Here is a 21,004-nt window from a genome sequence, read left to right on the forward strand (position 1 = left end):
GCGTCGATGCACGCCGGCGGCATTCGGGCTTCCGACCCTTCAGCTTGGACATTTCGGCCGCCCGGGCGCCAGCCTGAGCGCCAATGTAAGCCAGCCCGCCCGCCAGGCCTCGGCATCGGCGCGGCGCCAGGCTTCGGCGCTGCCCGGGTCGCCCTGGCGGGCGCAGCGGCCGGCCAGCTGGCGGTCGAGCCGGGCGCTGGGGTTGTCCTGCGCGTCGATGACGTGCAGGCCGCCGAGTTCGGCCACGCCCTCGCCCAGCAGGATGTCGGTGCCGCGCCCGGCCATGCGGGTGGCCACGGTGATGGCGCCGCGCTGGCCCGCCGCGGCCACCACCGCGGCCTCGTCGGCATCGTGCCGGGCATCCAGCCGCCGGTGCGGCAGGCCGGCGGCGGCCAGCGCGGCACTGAGCGCCTGCGAGGCATCCAGCCCGTCGGTGCCCACCAGCACCGGCCGGCCCTGCGCATGCAGCGCCGCCACCCGCCGCACGATGGCGGCCTGGCGGCTGGCCGCATCGGGATACAGCCGGCTGGGCAGCTGCAGGCGCCGCGTGGCCCGGCGCGGCGCCAGCACCACCACCTGGCGGCCGTACACCTGCTGCAGCTCGGCCCGGCATTCGGCCAGCGTGCCGCTGAGGCCGGCCAGCCGCAGGTAGCGGCCGAAGAAGCGCTGGAAGCTCGTCTGCGCCACGGTGTGCTGCGCGGGGCTGGGCGCCAGGCCCTCCTTGAGTTCCACCAGCGTGTGCAGCCCGCGCGACCAGCTGCGGCCGTCAGCCACGCGGCCGGTGACCGCGTCCAGCAACTGCACGCGGCCCTCGCGCACCAGGTAGTCCCGCCCCGGCTGCAGCAGGTGCAGCGCCTGCAGCGCGCTGGCCACCAGGTCGAGCCGGTGGCGGCGGTTGAGCCAGGCGCCGGCCAGCCCGCTGCACAGCCGCTCCAGCTCGGCTTCGCCCAGCGGCGTGCAGGCCACGGCGGGCTGCGCATCGAGCTGCCAGTGCAGGCCGGGCTGCAGCTGGCGCGCCAGTGCCAGCGCCTGGAAGCAGGCGGCGCGCTGCTGCGGATCATGCTGCGGCGCGCTCAGCACCAGCGGCACGGTGGCGTCGTCCACCAGCAGGCTGTCGGCCTCGTCCAGCAGCGCCATGCACTGGCCGCGCAGCAGCGGCGGTGCCTCGCCGCGCCGGGTGTCGCGCAGGGCATCGAAGGCCGCTTCGCGCGCGGTGCAGTAGGTGATGTCTGCGGCATAGGCGTCGCGGCGCTGCTCGGGCGGCAGGCCGGCCACCACGCAGGCCACGCGCAGGCCCAGGGCCTCGAACATCGGCGCCAGCCGCCGGGCGTCCCGTGCGGCCAGGTAGTCGTTGGCGGTCATCACATGCACCGGCACGCCAGCCAGCGCCGCCACCGCCGCGGCCAGGGCGGCGGCCAGGGTCTTGCCCTCGCCGGTGGGCAGCTGCACCAGGCGGTCGTCCAGCAGTGCATGGGCGGCCAGCAGCTGGATGCCGAAGGGCTGCAGGCCCAGGGCCTGCTGCGCCGCGGCGGCGGCGCAGCCCAGCGCGCTGGCCCGCAAGTCGGGATGCCAGCCCTCGCGTGCCAGGCGGGCCCGCAGCGGGCGCAGCAGGTGCCCGTGCAGGCCCTGGGCCTGCCAGCCGGCCTGCGCCGCCTGCACCGCCTGCAGCAGCCGCCGGGCCGGCGCGCCGTGCAGCGGCCAGGCGGCCTGCAGCCGCCGCAGCGGCGCGGCCATCCACTGCAAGGGCGCCGGCACGTTGCCCGGCCGCAGGCCGGCCAGGGGATAAGACCCGTGCACCAGGCCCGGCACGGGCAGCGGCGGTGCGCCGCGCAGGCGCATGCCGCGGGTCATCGTGTGGTGTCGAAGTGGCGCAGGAACAGCTGCTGCAGCCGCCAGGCGGCCTGCCAGGCCAGCGGCGCATGGCCATGGCCGAAGCGCACCCAGGCACGGGCGCCGATGTGCGCGCCGGCCGCGGCCGCCGGCTGCAGCGCCTGCAGGTCGGCCAGCACCACGGCGGCCGCCGGCGTCAGGGCCTCGCGGTCCTGCGGATCGGTGGCGATGGGCCCGCCGCTGCGCTGCGCCAGCGCGGCACTGGGCAGCTTGTCCACCGCGGCGGCGCTGCCATGCAGCCAGCGCGCGGGCAGCGACGGCGCATCGGGGGCGTCGGCCAGGCGCAGGCTCACGTCGGTGGGGCGGGCGCCCAGTCGGGCCGCGTCGTCCTGGCCGATGGCCGCGCGCACCTGCAGCGCGGGCTTGCCCTGCGGCAGCAGGTGCGCCAGCAGCGCGCCCTGCTTCACATGCCGGCCGGGCAGGTCGTCTGCGTGGGCGATGGCCACCGTGCCGCTCACGGCGGCGCGCACCGCCAGGCCGGCCAGGCGCTGGTCGGCGCGGGCCAGCTCGGCGCGCGCGGCGTCCAGCTCATGGCCCAGGTTGACGGCACGCGGCGTGTCGGTGGCCAGGGCCTCGAAATACTCCACGTCCAGCGCCTCGATGCGGGCGGCCAGGGCCTGGCGCTCGGTGGCCAGCGTGGGCGAGGCCAGCGTGAACAGCAGCGTGCCGGCGGCCACCGCCTGGCCGTCGCGCACCGCCACCTGCTCGATGAAGCCGTCGGCCCCGGCACGCACCATCGCATCGTCGGGCAGCCACACCACGCCGCGCACCACGGTGGCATCGGGCAGCGGCACCGCCAGCGCGGCCAGCAGCAGGCCGCCCAGCAGGCCCAGCCGCAGCCGGGCCGCCGCGCGCTGCGCATCGGCCAGCGAAGGGCCCTGCAGCCAGCGCCACAGGCCCAGCAGCGGACGGCCGGCCAGCATCCAGCCGAACAGCAGCCCCAGCGCCAGGGCCACGGGGAAGGACAGCTGCGCCGCCCACAGCACCAACGCCGTGCTGACGGACCAGCGCCAGGCCAGCGCCAGCGGCGCATGCAGCCACAGCCACGGCGCCTCGCCGGCGGCGGGCTGCAGCGGCTGCAGCGGCGGTGCCTGCAGCAGCCGGGCCTGCAGGCGGTCCAGCCACCAGCGCACGCTGCGCGGCGCCAGGTTGGGCAGCTGCAGCGCATCGGCCAGCACGTGGTAGCCGTCGAAGCGCATCAGCGGATTGCCGTTGACCAGCAGCGTGCTCACCGCGCCGATGAAGAACACCGCCAGGCCCAGGTCGCGCACCAGGCCGGGCTGCACATGCAGCGCCAGGGCCAGGCCGGCGGCGGCCAGCAGCAGCTCCACCATGATGCCGGCGGCCCCCACCAGCGCGCGCTGGCGGGCCGAGGGCAGCAGCGCGGCGGCCGAGGCATCCACGTAGGGCACCGGGGTAAACAGCATCACCGTCACGCCCCACTCGGGCACGCGCAGGCCCAGGTGGCGCAGCACCAGCGCATGGCCCAGCTCGTGCAGCGCCTTGACGCTGGGGTAGGCCACCCACAGCAGCGCCAGCATGCGCGGCGTGCCCGACCACAGCTGCCAGTGCGCGGCCAGCGGGCCGGCTTCCAGCACCGCGGCCAGCGCGGCCCAGCCCACGGCCAGCAGCCACAGCAGCAGGAAGCCGGGCGTGAACAGCCAGCGCAGGCGAGGCAGCAGCCGGTCCAGCAAGGGCTCGGGCCGGCCCAGCGGAATGCGCATGGACAGCAGCGAGTTGCGGCGGGCGGCCGGCAGTTCGGGCGCGGTGTCGGCCGCGCCATCGGCCGCACCATCGGCCAGGCCGCCGAAGCTGATGCGGCGGTCCAGGCTCACCAGGCCGGCGGCCTGCAGCTGCATCAGCAGCTGCAGCAGTTCGTCCTGCGTGGGCACGTCGTCGGCCTGCTCGGCCAGCAGCATCTCCCACAGCGACTGCAGCGTGCGCTGGCCGTTGAAGCGGCCGACGAAGGCATGCGCGGCGCGGTTCAGGCGGAAGCTGCGCAGGCTGTCGCCATGCTCCAGCACCCACCAGGGCGTGCCGCGGTAGACGATGCGCTGGGCCCGCACCTGGCTGGCCAGCGACGGGCGCACCGCCGCGAAGCGGTACCAGCGGGCGGACAGCAGCGGCGCGGTGGGCGCGGCCAGGGCCGCAGGGGCGGCCGGCGGCGAGGTGGCGGCGCTCATCCCAGCCACCGCCAGGCGGCCAGGCGCGCGGCCTGCACGGCACGGCGGGCGGCGGACCACAGCGGCGGCTGCAGGCCCACGCCGATGCGGGCCTGGCCCTGCAGGCCGGGGCGCAGCGCGGCGGGCGGGTCGATCAGCGCGGCCTCCACCTCGAAGACGTTGGCGCCTTCCACCGCCGTGGCCATGGGCGTGATGCGCAGCACCTTCAGCGCGGTGGTGTCCCACGGCAGCGCGGACAGCGCCAGCGTGCCCGTCTGGCCGGGCTGCACCGCGGCGATGTCGCGCTCGTCCACCTGCACCATCACGCGGAAACGCTCGCGCGGGGCGATGGTCAGCAGCTCGGTGCCCTGCTGCACCGGTGCGCCCAGCTGCTGGGTGAGGTCGCCGCGGATCACCATGCCGTCGAACGGCGCGGTGATCTGGGCGCGCTCCAGCTTCATCTCGGCCAGCGCCAGCTGGGCCTCGGCCTCGGCGGCGCGCTGCTGCTGGATGACCAGCTGCGCGCGGTCGCGCCGTGCGTTGGCGGCAGCCAGGCTGTTCTGGTGCTGCGCCAGCTGGCTGGCCCAGCGCTGGCGGTCCAGCTGCAGGTCCTGCTGCGCCAGCTCGGCCAGCACCTGGCCGGCACGCACCTCGTCGCCGGCCCGGGCATGGGCGTTCTCGAGGAAACCGTCGGTGGGCGCGACCAGCACCCGCTGCACCGCGCCTTCCACCCGGGCCGCGCCACCGACGCGGGCCGGCATCGGCACCAACGACAGCACGGCCAGCGCCACCGCGGCCACCGCGGCCGTGCCGCGCAGCGCGGCGCGCCCGCGGTCGGCCGGTTGCAGCCAGGCCCGCAGGCCATCCAGCAAGCGGGTAGGGAAGGCACGCTCGTTGAGCTGCAGCAGCTGCAGCACCGGGCCGGCCAGCGCACCCACCTGCTGCAGCAGGGCCAGTTCATCGGCCGACAGGCGGGCCGGACCGGCCGCGCCGGCGCGGCGCAGCAGGCACAGCGCGGCCACCGGCCGGCCTTGCACGAAGAGCGGCAAGGTGGCCGCCAGGTCGCCCGGCCGCTCGGCCAGCCGCCGATGGGCCAGGGTGATGCGCGGCGTGCCGCCAGCGCCGGCAGGTTCGGGTTCGATCACCAGCGCCTGCTGGTCCAGGGCCTCGGCCATCGCGGCTTCGGTCGCGCCTTCGCGGCGCGACGAGGGCGGCGGCGCATCGCCATCGGACACCGCCACCACCCGCACCAGCGAGCGCTGCACGATGCCCACCGCCACCCGGTCCAGGCCCAGCCCGTCGGCCAGCGTGCGGGCCAGCGCCCGCGCCGCCGGCGCCAGCGTGGGCTGCCCCAGCAGTGCCGCCTGGCAGGCCGCCAGCACGGCAGGTGCCGCCGGTACGGCCGGCTGCGTGGCGGCAGGCGGCGGATGCAGGGCGGCAGCGGCGGTGGAAGCGGACATCGGATACGGCCAGGGGCCCGGAAGTGGACGGCAGCATGCGCAGCCCTGTCCGGGCGGCATGACGCTGGCGAGTGTGCCGAGCGGGGCGGCGGGCGATGCAGGCAACAGGGCGTGCAAACCGCGGTAATTCAGGCTTGGGCTCGGGCCCTGGCCGATGCCGCGCCCGCGGCGCCTGGCGGTCCTGGAGCAGCCGCGGCACCCCGCCCGCAGGGCTCCCCACACCCCGATCTGCCATCCCTAACACCCGCAACTGCTAGGGATACGCGCCCACCCATCGCCGGACTAAGGTCGCTCCGCCTGACGCCTCTTCCCCTTGCGCTCGAAGGAGTGAACCATGCCCGTCGCCCTGACCTATCCGGGTGTCTACATCGAGGAGGTACCCAGCGGCGTGCGCACCGTGTCGGGCGTGGCCACCTCGGTCACCGCCTTCGTCGGGCGCGCGCGGCGCGGGCCGACCAACACGCCGGTGGTGATCAACAGCCAGGGCGACTACGAACGCCGCTTCGGCCGGCTGTGGAACGACAGCACGATGGGCTTCGCGGTGCGCGACTTCTTCCTCAATGGCGGCGGCCAGGCGGTGGTGGTGCGGCTGTTCCGCCCCAGCTTCGCCGACGAGGCCGCGCGCACCGCCGCGCTGGCCGCGGCCACAGCGCAGGCCCAGGCCGCGGCCGACGCGGTGGAAGCCGCGGCCGATGCCTCGGTGGCCGGCGCCGCCGCCGCGCAGGACGTGGCCGATGCCGCCCAGGCCGCGGTGGCCGCTGCCGGCGCAGCCGGTGCGGCGGCGCTGGCGGCCGCCACGGCGGTGGCCGCGGCGGGTGCGCAGGCCGTGGCCGGGGCCGCCGCGCCGCAGGACGTGGCCGATGCCATCAGCGCCGCCAAGCCCGCCGCCGTGAGCGCCGCGGCCGCCGCGGTGGCGCCGGTGACCCGCGCGCGGCTGGCGGTCGACAGCCTGGGGCTGGAAGCGGCCTACGAAGGCGCCTGGGGCAATGCGCTGCGCGCCCGCGTCGACCACGCCACCGCCGGCCCCGACGTGTTCAACCTCTCGGTGCGCGACATGGGCACTGGCGACACCGAGACGCACCGCAACCTCAGCGTCGACAGCGCCCACCCGCGCTACGTGCTGAACGTGCTGCGCAACGAGTCGCGGCTGGTGCGCACCTTCGGCGGCATTCCCGGCGCGCGGCCGGCGGCCAGTGCCGCGCCCGCGGCGGGGGCCGATCCCTTCGGCGCCGGCACCAGCGCGGGCGTGAGCACCGCCGCCTCCGACGGGCTGGCGCTGACCTCCGCCGACTACCTGGGCAGCGAGCTGAACAAGACCGGCCTGTACGCGCTGGCCCATGCGGACATCTTCAACCTGCTGTGCATTCCGCCGATGACGCCCACCACCGACGTGCCGGCCGACGTGTGGGGCGCCGCGGCCGCCTACTGCGAGCGCCGGCGCGCGATGCTCATCGTCGATCCGCCCAGCGGCTGGCTGACCAAGGACCAGGCGCTGGCCGGCATCGGCGCGCTGGGCACCACCAGCGCCAATGCGGCGCTGTACTTCCCGCGGGTGCGCATGGTCAACAGCGAGCGCGACGGCCAGATCGAGACCTTCGCGCCCTGCGGCGTGGTGGCCGGCGTGATCGCCCGCACCGATGGTCAGCGCGGCGTGTGGAAGGCGCCCGCGGGGCAGGACGCCACGCTGGTGGGCGTGCCCGAGCTGGCCGTGCCGCTGACCGATGCCGAGAACGGCGAGCTCAACCCGCTGGGCATCAACTGCCTGCGCTCGATGCCGCCGGCCGGCCGGCTGGTATGGGGCGCACGCACCCGCCAGGGCGCCGACAGCCTGGCCTCGCAGTGGAAGTACCTGCCGGTGCGCCGGCTGGCCCTGTTCATCGAGGAGAGCCTGTACCGCGGCACGCAGTGGGTGGTGTTCGAGCCCAACGACGAGCCGCTGTGGTCGCAGATCCGGCTCAACCTGGGCGCCTTCATGCAGGGCCTGTTCCGCCAGGGCGCCTTCCAGGGCAGCAAGCCGTCGGACGCCTACCTGGTGAAGTGCGACCGCGAGACCACCACGCAGGACGACATCAACCGCGGCATCGTGAACATCGTGGTGGGCTTCGCGCCGCTGAAGCCGGCCGAGTTCGTGGTCATCAAGCTGCAGCAGCTGGCCGGCCAGGTCCAGGCCTGACCGGAAGGAGCACCCCATGGCACAGTTCAGCGTCAATGCCACGCGCTTCGACCCCTACAAGAACTTCAAGTTCAGGGTCAAGTGGGACGGCCGCTACGTGGCCGGCATCAGCAAGGTCAGCGGCCTCAAGCGCACCACCGAGGTGGTCAAGCACCGCGAGGGCAGCGACCCCAGCACCAGCCGCAAGAGCCCGGGCCGCACCGAGTACGAGGCCATCACGCTGGAGCGCGGCGTCACGCACGACGTGGAGTTCGAGCGCTGGGCCAACAAGGTGTGGAACTTCGGCGCCGGCCTGGGCGCGGAGGCCGCGCTGAAGGACTTCCGCAAGAACCTCACCATCGAGGTGTGCAACGAGGCCGGCCAGGTGGTGCTGGCCTACAACGTGTTCCGCTGCTGGCCCTCGGAATACCAGCCGCTGCCCGACCTGGACGCCAATGCCAATGCGGTGGCCATCCAGACGCTGAAGCTGGAGAACGAAGGCTGGGAGCGCGACTACAGCGTGACCGAGCCCACCGAAGAGAGCTTCGACGAGCCGGTGTGAGGGGGCTGCGGCGATGACTGCGATCCGGCCGATGGACGATGCCGACCTGGTGGCCCTGGCCGACCGGCTGCAGGCCGCCGATGCCAACGAGCTGGCACTGGAGCTGCTGGGCGCGCTGCATCCCGGCCACACCCGGGCCCAGCTGGCCGCGGTGCCGGTGGACCGCCGCGATGCGCAGCTGCTGCGCTGGCGGCGCGCCACCTTCGGCGACCGCATGGAGGCCACCTCCAGCTGCCCGGCCTGCGCCGAGCGCATCGAATACACCTTGAGCGTGCAGGCGCTGCTCGCCGGCGCCGACGACGAAGACGCCGATGACGACGCCCTGACCGGCATCGGCCGCACGCTGGAGCTGCCCTTTGGCGAGCTGCCCGGCCCGCCCTGCCGGCTGCGCCACCCCAGCAGCCAGGACGTGGGCGAGGCCCTGCGCGTGGCCTCGGCCGACACGGCCGCCTCGGCCGACGAAGCCATCGATGCCGGCGTGCAGGCACTGCTGCTGCGCTGCCTGGCCGGCAGCCTGCAGCCGGACCACGACCCGCGCCGGCTGGCGGATGCCTTCGGCCGGGCGCTGGCCGAGGCCGCACCGCTGGCCGACCCCCAGGTGGCGCTGGAATGCCCGGCCTGCGGCATGCAGTGGGACGAGGCGCTGGACATTGCCCGCTTCCTGCGGGCCGACATCGACGCCGCCGCCCTCCGGCTGCTGCACGAGGTGCATGCGCTGGCCCTGGCCTACCACTGGTCGGAGCACGACATCCTGGCGCTGCCCGCGGCGCGCCGGCGCTTCTACCTGGGTTGCCTGTGAGGCGGCGCGAGCTGAGAACCTGAGACGCCGATGGCGAACATCCTGGCCCACATGCTGCTGCGCGCCGCGGGACGGCTGCCGGTGGTCACCCGGCGGCCAGCCCATCGCTTCGAGCGGGAGGAAGCCGGGCCGCCGGCCGATCCGCCGGGAGAGGCCGCCGGGCCCGGCATGCCCCTGGGCCAGGCGCCCCTCGGCGCACCGCCAGCAGCCGCGGCGACGGCCGCGACGCCAGGCTTCCCGGGGCACCGCCAGCCAGCGGGGGTCGACCCGCCGTTTCGCCCTGCGGCTGCCCGGCCGGCACCTGCGCCGCAGGCACCGGCGCAGCGCGGGCAGGCCAGCTTGGCCGATGCCGGGAGGCGCAGCCAGGCAGCGCCGCAAGCGCCGCAAGCGCCGGATGCCGTGCCGCAGCCGCGCCAGAGCTGGGCCACCGATGCGCGGGAGGCCGGGCACGGCGTGGCGGCGCCGCAGCGCAAGCCCTCGGCGCAACCCACGGCTGCCGTGGACTTGTCCAGGCAAGCGGACCATCCACCGGATGCGGCCGCACCGGTGCCTGCCGATCGGTCTTCGGCGGGCCCGGCGCCACATTCGATGCTGCCCACCGCCCGGCCGGCACCGGCCACGCCGGCGGACCTGCCACCCCCGAGCCCGCTGCGGGCCGCAGGGTGCAACCGCAGCCTGCGGCGCAGCGCGCGCCGTCCGACGCACCCTGGGTGCGGCCGCCGCCGCGTGCGGTGCCGGGCGCGGCACTGCCCCGGCCGGCCCCAGGCAGGGCCGCCGGACCCGGTACCGCCGCAGCGGCGCCCGCCGCACCTGCGGTGCAGGTGCACATCGGCAGCGTGGAGATCCGCGCGCTGCCCGCCACCCGGCCACCGCAGCTGCTGCCACCGGCAGGCGCGCCGGTCGCCGCGCCCGCCGTGGTACCGCTGGGCCTGGCCGACTACCTGGCCGGCCGCGGCCGGCGTTGACACCCCCATGGACACGCCATGAGCACCAGCCTGGCCCTCGGCGCCGTCACCGCCGTGCTCACCGACATGCTGGCCGCGCGCTTCGCCGGCGAGCCGGTGGCCTCGGCACTGGGGCAGGTCAACGTCAGTGCGCTGCCGCCCGACCGCATCGACCTGAGCGGTGCGGCCGATCCCAACCAGGTCAACGTCTTCCTGCACCAGGTCACGCGCAATGCCGGCTGGGCCAATACGGCACTGCCCTCGCGCGACGGCGGCGGCCGGCGCACCGAGGCGCCGCCGCTGGTGCTGGACCTGCACTACCTGGTCACCGTGTTCGGTGCCACGCCGCTGGCCAGCGAGATCCTGCTGGGCGAGGCGATGCTGGCCTTCCATGAGGAGCCGGTGCCCACGCGCGCGGCCATCGAGCGGGCGCTGTCGCCGGCCGCGCCGCCCACCGGCTTTCCGGCGGCGCTGGCGCAATCGGGCATCGCCGAGCAGATCGAGCGGCTGCGCATCGTGCCTTCCAGCATCTCGGCGGAAGACGTCTCGCGGCTGTGGTCGGCGATGCAGGCGCGCTACCGCACCACCGTGCCCTACCTGGTCACCACCGTGATCATCGACAGCCGCAGCACGCCGCGCGGTGCGCTGCCGGTGGCCCGGCGCATCGGCGCGGCGTTGCCGGCCAGCGTGCCGCTGCTGCTGCAGGCGCAGGCCGACGGCGATGCGGCCGCGCCGCTGCTGCCCGGCAGCACGCTGCGGCTGCAGGGCCAGCGGCTGGCCGCCGATGCGCTGCAGGTGGAGCTGGCCGGCATCGACGTGACGGCGCTGGTCACAGCCACCACCGACGACGCGGTGAGCCTGGTGCTGCCCGAGCCGCTGCCCGCGGGCCTGTACCCCGGCCCCAGCGGCGCGCGCGTGATCCACCGCCGGCCGCTGGGCGACCCGCCGGTGCTGCATGCGGCGGCCGAATCCAACCTGCTGCCGGTGCTGCTGCGGCCGCGGGTGTCGGCCACCGCCACCATCACCGACGTGGAGCTGGTCGACGGCCGCACGCTGCACAGCGGCACGCTGGCGCTGCAGTTCACCACCCCGGTGGCGCGCCACCAGCAGGTGCAGGCGCTGCTGAACGAGCTGGACGCACCGGCCGGTGGCGGCGCGGCGCTGCGGCTGCGCGCCCCGGCCGGCAACGGCCTGCCGGCCAGCCAGGCCGATGCGCTGCTGATCGAGCTGCCGCTGCGGCGGGTGCCCACCGGCCGCTACCTGCTGCGGGCGCAGGTGGACGGCGCCGACAGCCTGCTGGTCACCGACGCCGGCACCGGCCGCTTCAGCGGCCCGGTGGTCGACATCTGAAACCCGCCGCGCCCCGCCACCGCCGCCATGACCGAACGCACCCCGCCCCCGCGTCGCAGGAGCAGCCCGAGCCGCCTGAACGGGCCGCTGCGGCGGACGATGCGCTGCCGGGCGCCGGCGGCCATGGCGGCGCGGACAGCGTTGGAGCCCAAAGCCGCGCTGCAAGCGCCGGCGGCCGGAGCGGCGCTGCCAGCCCCGCCTCGCCCGACGACGACCGCCGCGCCCTTGTTGCTGCCGCGGCCGCGCTGGCCGCGCGGCTGGCCGAACCCGCCGCCACCGGCGCGGCGACGCTGCAGCACGAGCCGCCACGGCTGCGCCGGCTGGCCGGGCGCCTCGGCCTCTCGCCCTTCGAGCGCCACGTGCTGCTGCTGTGCGCCGGGGTGGAGATCGACCCGGCGCTGCAGGCCGCCTGCCGCCAGCGGGCGGGTGGCGCCGCGCTGCCCAGCTTCGCGCTGGCGCTGGCCGCGCTGGCCGAGCCGCACTGGAGCGCGCTGGCGCCCGATGCACCGCTGCGCCGCTGGCGGCTGGTGGAGGTGGCCGAAGGTGGCGAGCTGCTGCAGGCCCGGCTGGCCATCGACGAACGCCTGCTGCACCACCTGATGGGGCTGGACCCACTGGACGAACGGCTGCAGCCCCACCTGCGCCCCGTGGCCGCGCCGGTCTGGCTGCCGCCCTCGCGCCGCGCGCAGGCCGGCCGGCTGGCGCCGCTGCTGGCCGATGCGCACACCGCACCCTGCGTGCAGATCGGCGGCCACGACGTGGAAGACGGCCTGGCCCTGGCCGCCGCCAGCGCCGCCGCCGCCGGCCTGCAGCTGCTGCGCCTGCAGCTGGCCGACCTGCCCGAGCCGGTGGCCGAGCGCCGCAGCCTGGCTCGGCTGTGGAGCCGCGAGGCCCTGCTGGCGCCGCGTGCGCTGGCGGTGGTGGCCCCCGATGCCGAAGGCCCGCGAGCGGCGATGCTGGCCGCGCTGGCCGACGACCTCGGCGGCCCGCTCTTCCTGCTGGCCGATGGCCCGGTGCCGGCGCTGGGCGCGCGTGAGCGGCTGCAGGTCGAGCTGGCGCCGCTGCCCGCCGCCGAGCAGCGCTGGATGTGGCAGCGCGCCGCCACCGCCTGGCCCGCGGCCACCGGCCTGGATGCCACCTACGACCAGCTCAGCCAGCAGTTCCGCCTGGGTGCCGCCCAGGTGCAGCGGGCCGGCCAGCAGGCCCGGCAACTGGCCGCAGGCGGCCTGCCGCCGGCCCAGGCGCTGTGGCAGGCCGCCCGCGGCGCCGCGCGGCCGCGGCTGGGCGCGCTGGTGCACACCCTCACGCCGCAGGTCGACTGGAACGACCTGGTGCTGCCCCCGCGCGAGGCCGCTGCGCTGCGGGCCATCGGCGCCCACCTGCGCCAGCGCCACCGGGTGTACCAGGAATGGGGCTTCGCCGACCGCCACAGCCGGGGCCTGGGGCTGACCGCACTCTTCAGCGGCCCCAGCGGCACCGGCAAGACGCTGGCCGCCGAGGTGCTGGCCCATGAACAGGGGCTGGACCTGGTGCGCATCGACCTGTCGGCCGTGGTCAGCAAGTACATCGGCGAGACCGAGAAGAACCTGCGCAGCGTGTTCGACGCCGCCGAGCAGGGCGGCGCGGTGCTGCTGTTCGACGAGGCCGATGCCCTCTTCGGCAAGCGCAGCGAGGTGCGCGACAGCCACGACCGCTACGCCAACATCGAGGTGGGCTACCTGCTGCAGCGCATGGAGGCCTACCGCGGCCTGGCCATCCTGACCACCAACCTGCGCAGCGCGCTGGATGCCTCCTTCCTGCGGCGCATCCGCTTCGTGGTGGAGTTTCCGTTCCCGGCCGCGGCCGAGCGGGCGCGCATCTGGCGCCGCAGCCTGCCGCCGCGCATGCCGCTGGGCCGGGTGGATTGCGACCGCCTGGCCCGGCTGAACGTGGCCGGCGGCCACATCCGCAGCATCGCGCTGAATGCCGCGGTGCTGGCGGCCGATGCCGGCGAACCGCTGGGCATGCAGCACCTGCTGGCCGCCACCCGCACCGAATACGCCAAGCTCGAACGGCCGCTGAATGCCGTGGAAACCGAGGGCTGGCTGTGATGCGGCAGATCCACATCGAGCGGCTGGTGCTCACCGGCTTCAGCGCCGCCGATGCGGCGCAGGTGCGCGCGGCCTTCGTGCGCACGCTGCAGGCCGAGGCCGTGCAGGCCGGCGCGCCGGTTGACGGCAGCGCCAGCGACCAGCGCCGGCTGACCGTGCCCGGCCGCCCCGGCCGCAGCGCCACGCCGGCGGACATCGGCCGCGACGCGGCGCGGGCGCTGCTGCAGTCGCTGGCCGGCGGGGACGCGTCATGAGTGCCTTGCTGCAGCCCGCCCGGCCGGCGCCTCAGGCCCGTGCTGGTCGTGACCGCGACCGTGCGGCCGCTGTCGGCACCCGCCGTGCGCCGTCACCGGCCAGCCCGCACCGCACGCCGCTGCTGCAGCCGGCGCGTGGCGGTGGCGTACCGGCGGCTGAGCCCTTGCCGCCCGCGCTGCTGCGCCGCCTGCAGGCCGACCTCGGCCTGGCCGGCGTCACCGTGCAGGTCGATGCCCGCCGCTTTGCCGCGCTGCCCTGCGCCGCCGCCCTCAGCGAAGGCCGCCGCGTGTGGCTGCATCCGCGCGACTTCGATGCCGGCACCGCGCGGGGCCGCTACCTGCTGGCGCATGAGCTGGCCCATGTGGCGCAGCGCCGCGGCCTGCGGCTGCTGCCCGGCGGCGTGGTGGCCGGCCGTGCCGCTGCCGAGCTGGAAGCCCACGACATCGGCCTGGCCGCCGCCGCGCTGCGCCAGCTGCCCCGGCCACGCCTGCTGCTGCCCGATGCGCAGGTCGCGGCCGACACCGGCTTCGATGCCGCGGTGCGCCAGCGCCATACCCGCGAGGTGGCCCGCATCAAGCGGCTGCTGCGCGGCTGGCTGGGCTTCCTGTGGGTGACCGATGGCATGGTCGAGCAGATCCTCGTCATCCTGCAGTCGCTCGAATTCGTCACCGTGCGGGCGCTGATGGCCGGCCAGCCCGCGGCCGAGGACGAAGCCACCGCCATCACCCGTGCCGACCGCGAAAAGCTGCTGGCCGAGCTGTCGGACGGCCACCGCGCCCGCTACCGGCCGCAGGTGCTGGCCTTCTACAGCGTGCTGGACGCCGACCTGCTGGCCCGGGCCGACGCCGACATCTTCGGCGGCATGGACTTCCACCACCTGGGCCCGGACGAGCACTTCGCGCTGTTGCGCGTGCGCGAGCAGCTGAGCCCCGCCACCTGGGCCGCGCTGCGCGAAGAACCGGCCCGGCGCGAGGCAATGGACCGCCTGGAAGCCCTGGGCCCGGCGCAGTTCGACGAAGCCGCCGCCATCCGCCGCGCCAACGAGCGCCTGCAGCGCGACGCCGCCGAAGCCGAGGCCGCCACGCAGGCCTTCGACGGCGACGAAGCCCTGCGCGAGGCGTATGTCGAAGTGCGCGACAGCCTGCGCCGCGGCCCCAGCGACACCGAGCGCCTGCTGCTGCTCGACCGGCTGGCACCCTGGATGCGCGAGCCGGAAAAGTTGCGCGCCGTGGCCCAGCGCCTGCAGAACGACGGCGAGCGTGCGCAGGACCTGTTCGAGCCTTGGCTGCAGGGCTTTCCGGTCGCCCGGCTGTACGGCGGCGGCGGCGCGCAACGGGTCGCGGGTGAACACCGGCTGGCGGTGCTGCTGCGGTTGCTGGGCCACCGCGACCCCTGGCGCAACGCCAGCTTTGCGCGGGAGCTGGCCACGCAAAGCTGGTTCCTCGACATCGTGAACGACGAAGAAGCCTGGCTGGCGATGCAGCTCATCGGCGTGCTGCCGGGCGCGATGCGTGAACGCCTGCTGGCCGACCTTGGTGCCGCCATCAACGACAACCTGAGCGTGAGCCAGCGCGAATCGTCGCGCGCCAACTTCTATGGCGGCGGCGCAGGCGGCAGCGACCTGGCCTCCATCCAGCGGCAGCTGCTCGACCCCGCGCTGTGGCAGCCCGCGCAGATGGGCCGGCTGGCCGGCCTGGTGCGCATGGCCATCGCGGCGCGGCAGCATGAATTCGTATTCCAGCAATCCGAGCTGCAGCACACCGCGCGCCCGGCCGACTACCTGGCGCCCGACTTCGTGCAGCGCATCGTCGAGCCCTTCCGCCTCTACCACCCCGAGCACCGGCGGCAGTACGACCCCGAGCTGCTGGAAGGCGTGCCCTGGTACGACGAAGGCCCGTTCCACTACGTCAACCGTTATGCGGTGCAGGCCGCGGGTTTTATGGCGTCCAGCCGCGACATGGCGGTGCTCAGCCGCTCCATCGGCGGCGAGGGGCTGGATGCGGTGGCCTTCCAGCAGATCTTCGGCCACAGCTTCATGGGCATCCGCTTCGCGGACTTCGAATCGCTGGGCGAGGAAGGCCGCGCCGCGCAGGCCGCGCAGCAGGGCGTGAACTTCATCGACCACGTGGCGTGGGACACCGCCCAGGGCGTGCTGGAGATGAACGCGACCGACCTGGCCATCGCCGCCATCCGTTACCCGGTGGGCAGCCTGCTGTTCCAGGCCGGCGCGGGCCGCGTGGGCGGGCTGCGGCTGCACATGGCCTACCCGACCGACGCGGGCCGGCCGCCGGCATCGCTGTCGCTGCACATGGACTCGCTGGTGCTGCAGGACGTGATGCTGGTGTTCGAGGACAGCATGGTCGCCGTCAACACGGCCACCGTCACTACGCTGGACGCACGCCTGGGCGAAGACGCGATCGCCCAGCGGCAGGCGCCGCCGCGCGAGGGCTACGACTTCTGGTCGGTGATCCTGCTGCCCAACCTGCTGCGGCTGGTGGGCCCGGCCAGCACCGACATGTCGCGCGGCCTGCTGACGCCAACCGCGGCCACCGCGCTGCAGGTCACCATCGGCAGCTTCGCCATCGAGGGCTTGACCACCAGCGGCGGTGTGCATGCCGGGCGGCTGAGCCTGGACAACCTGTCGCTGGACATCGCCGGTGACCGCGCCGGCTACCTGGCCGCGCTGCGCCGCAGCGCCGCGGTGATCGACGAACGGCTGCCCGCAGCCCAGGCCGCGCTGCAGGCCCTGCCGGCCGACGCCACCGACGAGCAACGCCAAGCCCTGGCCGCGCAGGTCACCCGGCTGCAGCACCAGCGCGCCGCGGTGCAGGCGCTGGCCGACCAGATCGAAGCCGCCGAAGCCCGCGTGGCCGAGGCCCGCCGCCGCCAGGCCGCCGACGGCCGCCTGCCGGCGGCCGAGCAGGAAGCACTGCAGGCCGACGAAGCACTGCTGCGGCGCTTCGACCACGGCGGCACGGTGCTCGACCTGGGCCGGCTGCACTTGAGCGGCCTGCAGGGCGCGGTGAGCCTGCACGCCGTCGAGCTGCGCAACGTGCACGGCAGCGGCAGCAGCGCCACCGCGCTGCTGGGCGCGCTCACTTCGTCGGACACCCTGCCGCGCCTGCTGCGCGGCGAGGCCTACCGGCCGCCGGTGCTGCGCGGCGGGCGTGCGGACGATGAGCCCGACACCGCCGAGCTGTCGCTCGACCTCGGCACGCTGGACCTGCACGGCCTGCGCGTGGCCGGCAGCGTGCCCACGGTGGAAGAAGCGGAGCGCGCGCATGAAGACGCCCGCGCCCGCTGGGTCGCCCGCCGCTGGGACCGCGCCGCCCGCATCGCCTTCGAGGACAGCGGCCGGCGATTGCTTGATGCCATCAACTACCACCGGCTGGCCGCCATCGGCATCAGCTACCTGAACGAGAGCGAGCGGGCCGAGCTGATGGCGCTGCACCAGGCGCTGACCGCGCACGAGGCGCTGTCCGCCCACCACCTGCATGCCGAAGGCGCCACGCTGACGCTGGCCGATGGCGGCCGCCGCATCGGCCTGGCGGCCGAGCGGCTGGCGGCGCTGCGGCCGACCGACGACGCAGGCCGGCCGATCGAAGGCGGCGTCGCGCTGCGTGCCGGCACGCTGTCGGTGGACGAACTGCACGGCACCGACGTGCGCGCCGGCATCACGCTGGACAGCGGCCTGCTGGCCCCGGCCGCAGCCACCGACCCGCAGGCCACGCCCGAGCCGCTGCTGCAGCGGCTCGCCGGCTTCGGCCTGTCGGGTGCCACGCTCCAGGCCAGCGGCCTGCGCGACAGCGCCAGCGAAGCCACCGTGGCCGGCGTGCAGCTGGAAGGCTTCGACCTGGCGGTGGACCCGCGCGCCGGACGCATCGATGCGCAAGCCGTGCTCGCCCGCATCGACGGCCTGCAGGTCGACATGACCGAGGCCACGCTGCGGGCCGAGCTGGCCGGCCTGCTGGAAAAACCCGAGGAGTGGCGCAGCGCCAGCGAGCGCGCCCACATCGCCGAGGTGGAGGCCACGCTGGCCACCTTCCTCGGCTTCGTCGCGCTGATCGAGCAGACCGAAGCCGAGCTGGCGGGCGCCGCCGAAGGCCGCGAACGCGAGCGGCTGCAGGCCGCGCTGCACGACGAGATGGCGCTGTTCGCGCAATGGCGGCGCAGCCTGGGTGCGCGCTCGGCCGAGGTGCATGACCTGTCGGTGCGGGTGGCGGGCCTGGGCCGCATCACCGATCCCGGCTTCACGCTCGACCGCGCGCTGGAGGCCGGCATCACCATCGAAGGCACCGGCCGCAGCACGCTGGGCATGCCGGTGGTGGACGGCGTGCCCACCGAGCGAACCGACCGGCTGTTCTCGTCGGCGCACGTCAGCGATGCACGCTTCGGCCCCGCCAGCGCCGCGCAGGTCGATGCCGGCGAAGCCAGCGGCCGGGTGAGCTGGAGCCACCGCCGCATCCAGCTGCAGGCGGTGGCGCTGCAACGCCTGGCGCTGGCCGACCTGTTCGTGCAGGCGGCGGGGCACCAGCTGTGGTCGCATGGCAGCTCGGTGATCGAAGGTATGCAGGTGGACGGCAGCCTGCAGTTCGAGCCGATGGGCCCGGGCGGGCCGGCCGGCACCGAATACCGGCTGGCCCATGTGTCGCTGGGCAGCCTGTCCATCGATGCCATCCGGGGCGACCACCTGGGCTACTGGCACCCCAGCCTGCAGGCCATCGCCGAGGTCGAGTCGGGCGTGATCGGCGGCGTGTGGGCCAGCGGTCTGGAAGTGGACCTGCCGGCCGAAGGCGCGATGAGCCTGCACGGCGCGGCCGGCATCGGCACCCTGACCGACCTGGCCGTCACCGGTTACGTGGAAGATGCGCTGCAGTTCGGCCGCGGCCGGCTCAACGGCAGCGCGCTGAGCGTCACCTTCCTGGGCAGCGAAGGCGAGCGCATCGACATCGGCAGCCTGTCGCTCGACCAGGGCGAGGTGCGCACCGCCGACGGCCATGTGCGCATCGCCGCGCGCGAGCTGGCCGGCCGCATCGAACACCAGGGCAGCGAATGGCGGCTGCAGGGCGTGACGCTGCAGGCGCTGACGGTGCAGCGCCTGGCCTGGCAGGCCGGCGCCCGCAGCTTCACGATGGAGGCGCCGGGCACGCTGCACGGCATCCGCGTGGATGCGGTGGTGGACACCGCCCGGCCGGCCGACCTGCAGCTGCGCATCACCCGGCTGCATGTGGACCGGCTGGAGGCCGCGCACTTCCGCTACGTGGAGCCGCCGCTGACGGTGGAGATGCAGACGCTGGCGCCCTGGCCCGGCGCACGCGCCGGTGCCGAGGCCTTTGCCCGCCCGCCGGTGGAAGCCGCCGACATCGAGGTGCGCGACCTGCAGTGGTCGCAAAGGGGCGGCGGGGTGGCCGGCATCGAGGGCGGCAGCATCAGCGCCCGCAACGTGCATGCGGCGCTGCAGGCGCTGCAGGCCGACCTGGACCTGGGAGCGCTGCTGGACGCCGGCAGCCTGCAGGTGGGCTTCCGGCGCGATGGCGTCGACCTGTCGGCCGAAGCCGTATCGGCCGAATTGAGCGGCACTTTCGCGGCCGGCATCAGCGGCCACGTCACCGTGAGCGATGCCGCCACCGGCCCCATCCGCCTCTACGACGACCGGGTGGAGCTGCCCGCGCTCAGCCTGCCGTGGATCGACATCGAAGCCCTGGCCTTCGACAGCGCCGACTACCGGCTGGCCCTGCCCGAAGCCGGCGGCCAGGCCACGCTGATGGGCAGCACCGCCAGCGTCACCATCCACCGCGCGCCGGCCGGCAGCACACCCAGCGTGAGCCGCGTGGTCATCCATGAGCTGCAGGTGCCGCAACTCAATGCCAACGGCCTGACCTTCGTCATCAAGCACCTGGACGTGATGGGCAGCGCGCGCGACCTGACCCTGACCATCCCGCCCACGCTGGCCACGCAGGTCAGCGGCCTGCGGGTGGGCGCGCGCGAGCCGGGGGTGAAGGCTTCGTCATCACGCCGCGCGTGAAGGCCGATGGCGAGACCGAGTTCCTCACTGAAGGCGGCCTGGGCATCGGCGGCATCGACGCGGCGCAGCTGGGCATCGAGGTGCAGAACCTGCTGACGGCGCGCACCGACGCGCGGGTGGAATCGCTGCGGCTGGGCCTGCTGAGCGCGGGCGGGCTCGAGCTCGACATCGAGCACGTCGACCTTTCGCAACTGGTGCTGGACGCCGCCGCCCACCACATCGAGCTGACCGGCGTGCCGCCGCACCTGCCCGCCGGCACCCTGCCCGGCCTGGCGCTGGAAGGCGCGCACTACGACAGCGCGACCGGCAGTGCATCGCTGCGCTCGGCGTCCGTCTCCGGCCTGGTGTACCGCAACAGCGAGCTGGGCCTGACGGTGGAGCTGGCCAGCGCGCGGCTGCCGGCCGGCTTCCACATGGCCCGGGGCGCGCCGATCACGCTGCCCGAGGTGGCCATCGACGATGCGTGGTTCCGGCTCGACGACCTGGGTGCGCTGCTGGCGGGCAGCGGCGAGGCCGAGCCGGACATGTCCACCGAACCCTTCGACCTCGGCTTCCTCGATGCGCTGGACGGCACGATCACGATGGTCGTGGCCATCGAATGGTGGGACGACCTGGAGGAAGTGACGCTGCACATCCGCCACGGCGTGGTCGACCTCGACGAGCTGGAAGACCAGACCGGCTGGAACGACCTGGTGATCGATTTCGACGTGGAAGACCGCCACCTGGTGCTCAACATCGACTGGGGCAACGTCGTGCCCTCCTGGCCGGCGCTGGTGCCGCAGTTCAATGCCCGGGCCCAGCGCTGGACCGACCTCAGCGACGAGGAGCTGCGGCTGGCCGACGATGACCAGGCCCGGCTGTCCACGCTGATCGGCAAGCGCGAGGCCAGCACCACGCCCAGCACCACCGACCCGGCCGACTGGGTGCAGCTGCAGAACATCCACGCCGACCTGCGGATGCTGCCCACCGCCGTCACCCTGCCCGGCACCGGCGGCGGCCGGCTGCTGCTGGGCGGGCGGGGCGGGCCCAATGCCGTCGACGGCATCCGCGTGCGCGGCAACCTGCCTTCGCAGCTGACCATCGAGGTGGACCGCATCAACGCCGCCACCGACCCGGCCGCGCCGCTGCGCCTGGCCGGCCAGCGCATCGGCGTGGAGTCGCTGGTGATCGAGCAGATCCACGACACCACGCTGGACTTCAGCGGCTTCACGCCCGGCGCGCTGGAAGGCCGCATCGGCGCCGCACGGGCGACGGGCATCACGGTGGAGGCGGAGACACCATGACCGCCACCGCACGTTCAACTGCCGCGCCTCGG

Annotated in this window: 12 protein-coding genes; 9 read left to right on the plus strand and 3 right to left on the minus strand. The window is 75.0% G+C overall.

Going from position 1 to position 21,004, the window contains the following annotated elements; translation table 11 throughout:
* Positions 1 to 39: 39 nt before the first annotated feature.
* From LRS14_RS24790 to LRS14_RS24800, 3 genes are read right to left on the minus strand one after another with little or no spacing between them, the layout of a single operon-like run.
* Entirely contained in the window at positions 40 to 1,851 is a 1,812-nt protein-coding gene (locus LRS14_RS24790; protein ID WP_257801502.1) for a DEAD/DEAH box helicase, read from the minus strand.
* Positions 1,848 to 4,073, minus strand: coding sequence for an efflux RND transporter periplasmic adaptor subunit (locus tag LRS14_RS24795; protein ID WP_257801503.1), 2,226 nt, complete (start codon positions 4,071 to 4,073; stop codon positions 1,848 to 1,850). Before LRS14_RS24795 ends, LRS14_RS24790 begins: the two co-directional genes overlap by 4 nt.
* Entirely contained in the window at positions 4,070 to 5,512 is a 1,443-nt protein-coding gene (locus tag LRS14_RS24800) for an HlyD family efflux transporter periplasmic adaptor subunit (RefSeq protein WP_257801504.1), read from the minus strand. The genes LRS14_RS24795 and LRS14_RS24800 overlap by 4 nt, the downstream gene beginning before the upstream one ends.
* Positions 5,513 to 5,846: 334 nt before the next feature.
* Here LRS14_RS24800 and LRS14_RS24805 point away from each other — a divergent pair, with 334 nt between their 5' ends.
* From LRS14_RS24805 to LRS14_RS24845, 9 genes are all read left to right on the plus strand, one after another.
* On the plus strand, positions 5,847 to 7,685 hold the full coding sequence (locus LRS14_RS24805) for a phage tail sheath C-terminal domain-containing protein (RefSeq protein ID WP_257801505.1): 1,839 nt from the start codon (positions 5,847 to 5,849) through the stop codon (positions 7,683 to 7,685).
* A 16-nt stretch (positions 7,686 to 7,701) separates the two neighbouring features.
* Positions 7,702 to 8,226, plus strand: a complete 525-nt coding sequence (locus tag LRS14_RS24810) for a phage tail protein (protein WP_046113799.1) — start codon at positions 7,702 to 7,704, stop codon at positions 8,224 to 8,226.
* A gap of 13 nt (positions 8,227 to 8,239) precedes the next feature.
* Positions 8,240 to 9,025, plus strand: coding sequence for a hypothetical protein (locus LRS14_RS24815; RefSeq protein ID WP_257801506.1), 786 nt, complete (start codon positions 8,240 to 8,242; stop codon positions 9,023 to 9,025).
* Between the two features lie 815 nt (positions 9,026 to 9,840).
* Complete coding sequence (locus tag LRS14_RS24820; RefSeq protein WP_257801507.1) at positions 9,841 to 9,990, plus strand: hypothetical protein; 150 nt, start codon at positions 9,841 to 9,843, stop codon at positions 9,988 to 9,990.
* Between the two features lie 18 nt (positions 9,991 to 10,008).
* The gene (locus LRS14_RS24825; RefSeq protein ID WP_257801508.1) at positions 10,009 to 11,319 is read left to right on the plus strand and encodes a DUF4255 domain-containing protein; all 1,311 of its coding nucleotides are present in this window, start codon (positions 10,009 to 10,011) and stop codon (positions 11,317 to 11,319) included.
* Positions 11,320 to 11,423: 104 nt separating this feature from the next.
* Positions 11,424 to 13,409, plus strand: coding sequence for an ATP-binding protein (locus LRS14_RS24830; RefSeq protein WP_404977624.1), 1,986 nt, complete (start codon positions 11,424 to 11,426; stop codon positions 13,407 to 13,409).
* Positions 13,409 to 13,663, plus strand: a complete 255-nt coding sequence (locus LRS14_RS24835) for a hypothetical protein (RefSeq protein WP_257801510.1) — start codon at positions 13,409 to 13,411, stop codon at positions 13,661 to 13,663. Before LRS14_RS24830 ends, LRS14_RS24835 begins: the two co-directional genes overlap by 1 nt.
* Positions 13,660 to 19,689 (plus strand): DUF4157 domain-containing protein, encoded by a 6,030-nt coding sequence (locus LRS14_RS24840; RefSeq protein WP_257801511.1) that lies wholly within the window; start codon positions 13,660 to 13,662, stop codon positions 19,687 to 19,689. The genes LRS14_RS24835 and LRS14_RS24840 overlap by 4 nt, the downstream gene beginning before the upstream one ends.
* Positions 19,686 to 20,972 (plus strand): hypothetical protein, encoded by a 1,287-nt coding sequence (locus tag LRS14_RS24845; RefSeq protein ID WP_257801512.1) that lies wholly within the window; start codon positions 19,686 to 19,688, stop codon positions 20,970 to 20,972. Before LRS14_RS24840 ends, LRS14_RS24845 begins: the two co-directional genes overlap by 4 nt.
* Positions 20,973 to 21,004 lie beyond the last annotated feature (32 nt).

Origin of the sequence: Aquincola sp. J276 (assembly GCF_024700035.1) — a bacterium.
GTDB lineage: Bacteria > Pseudomonadota > Gammaproteobacteria > Burkholderiales > Burkholderiaceae_C > Aquincola > Aquincola tertiaricarbonis.

Excerpts from the sequence above, each read along its gene's own strand:
- LRS14_RS24795 (WP_257801503.1), bottom strand. The coding sequence starts at position 4,073 with ATGAGCGCCGCCACCTCGCCGCCGGCCGCCCCTGCGGCCCTGGCCGCG.
- LRS14_RS24840 (WP_257801511.1), top strand. The coding sequence starts at position 13,660 with ATGAGTGCCTTGCTGCAGCCCGCCCGGCCGGCGCCTCAGGCCCGTGCT.
- LRS14_RS24835 (WP_257801510.1), top strand. The coding sequence starts at position 13,409 with ATGCGGCAGATCCACATCGAGCGGCTGGTGCTCACCGGCTTCAGCGCC.
- LRS14_RS24805 (WP_257801505.1), top strand. The coding sequence starts at position 5,847 with ATGCCCGTCGCCCTGACCTATCCGGGTGTCTACATCGAGGAGGTACCC.
- LRS14_RS24815 (WP_257801506.1), top strand. The coding sequence starts at position 8,240 with ATGACTGCGATCCGGCCGATGGACGATGCCGACCTGGTGGCCCTGGCC.
- LRS14_RS24810 (WP_046113799.1), top strand. The coding sequence starts at position 7,702 with ATGGCACAGTTCAGCGTCAATGCCACGCGCTTCGACCCCTACAAGAAC.
- LRS14_RS24825 (WP_257801508.1), top strand. The coding sequence starts at position 10,009 with ATGAGCACCAGCCTGGCCCTCGGCGCCGTCACCGCCGTGCTCACCGAC.
- LRS14_RS24800 (WP_257801504.1), bottom strand. The coding sequence starts at position 5,512 with ATGTCCGCTTCCACCGCCGCTGCCGCCCTGCATCCGCCGCCTGCCGCC.
- LRS14_RS24790 (WP_257801502.1), bottom strand. The coding sequence starts at position 1,851 with ATGACCCGCGGCATGCGCCTGCGCGGCGCACCGCCGCTGCCCGTGCCG.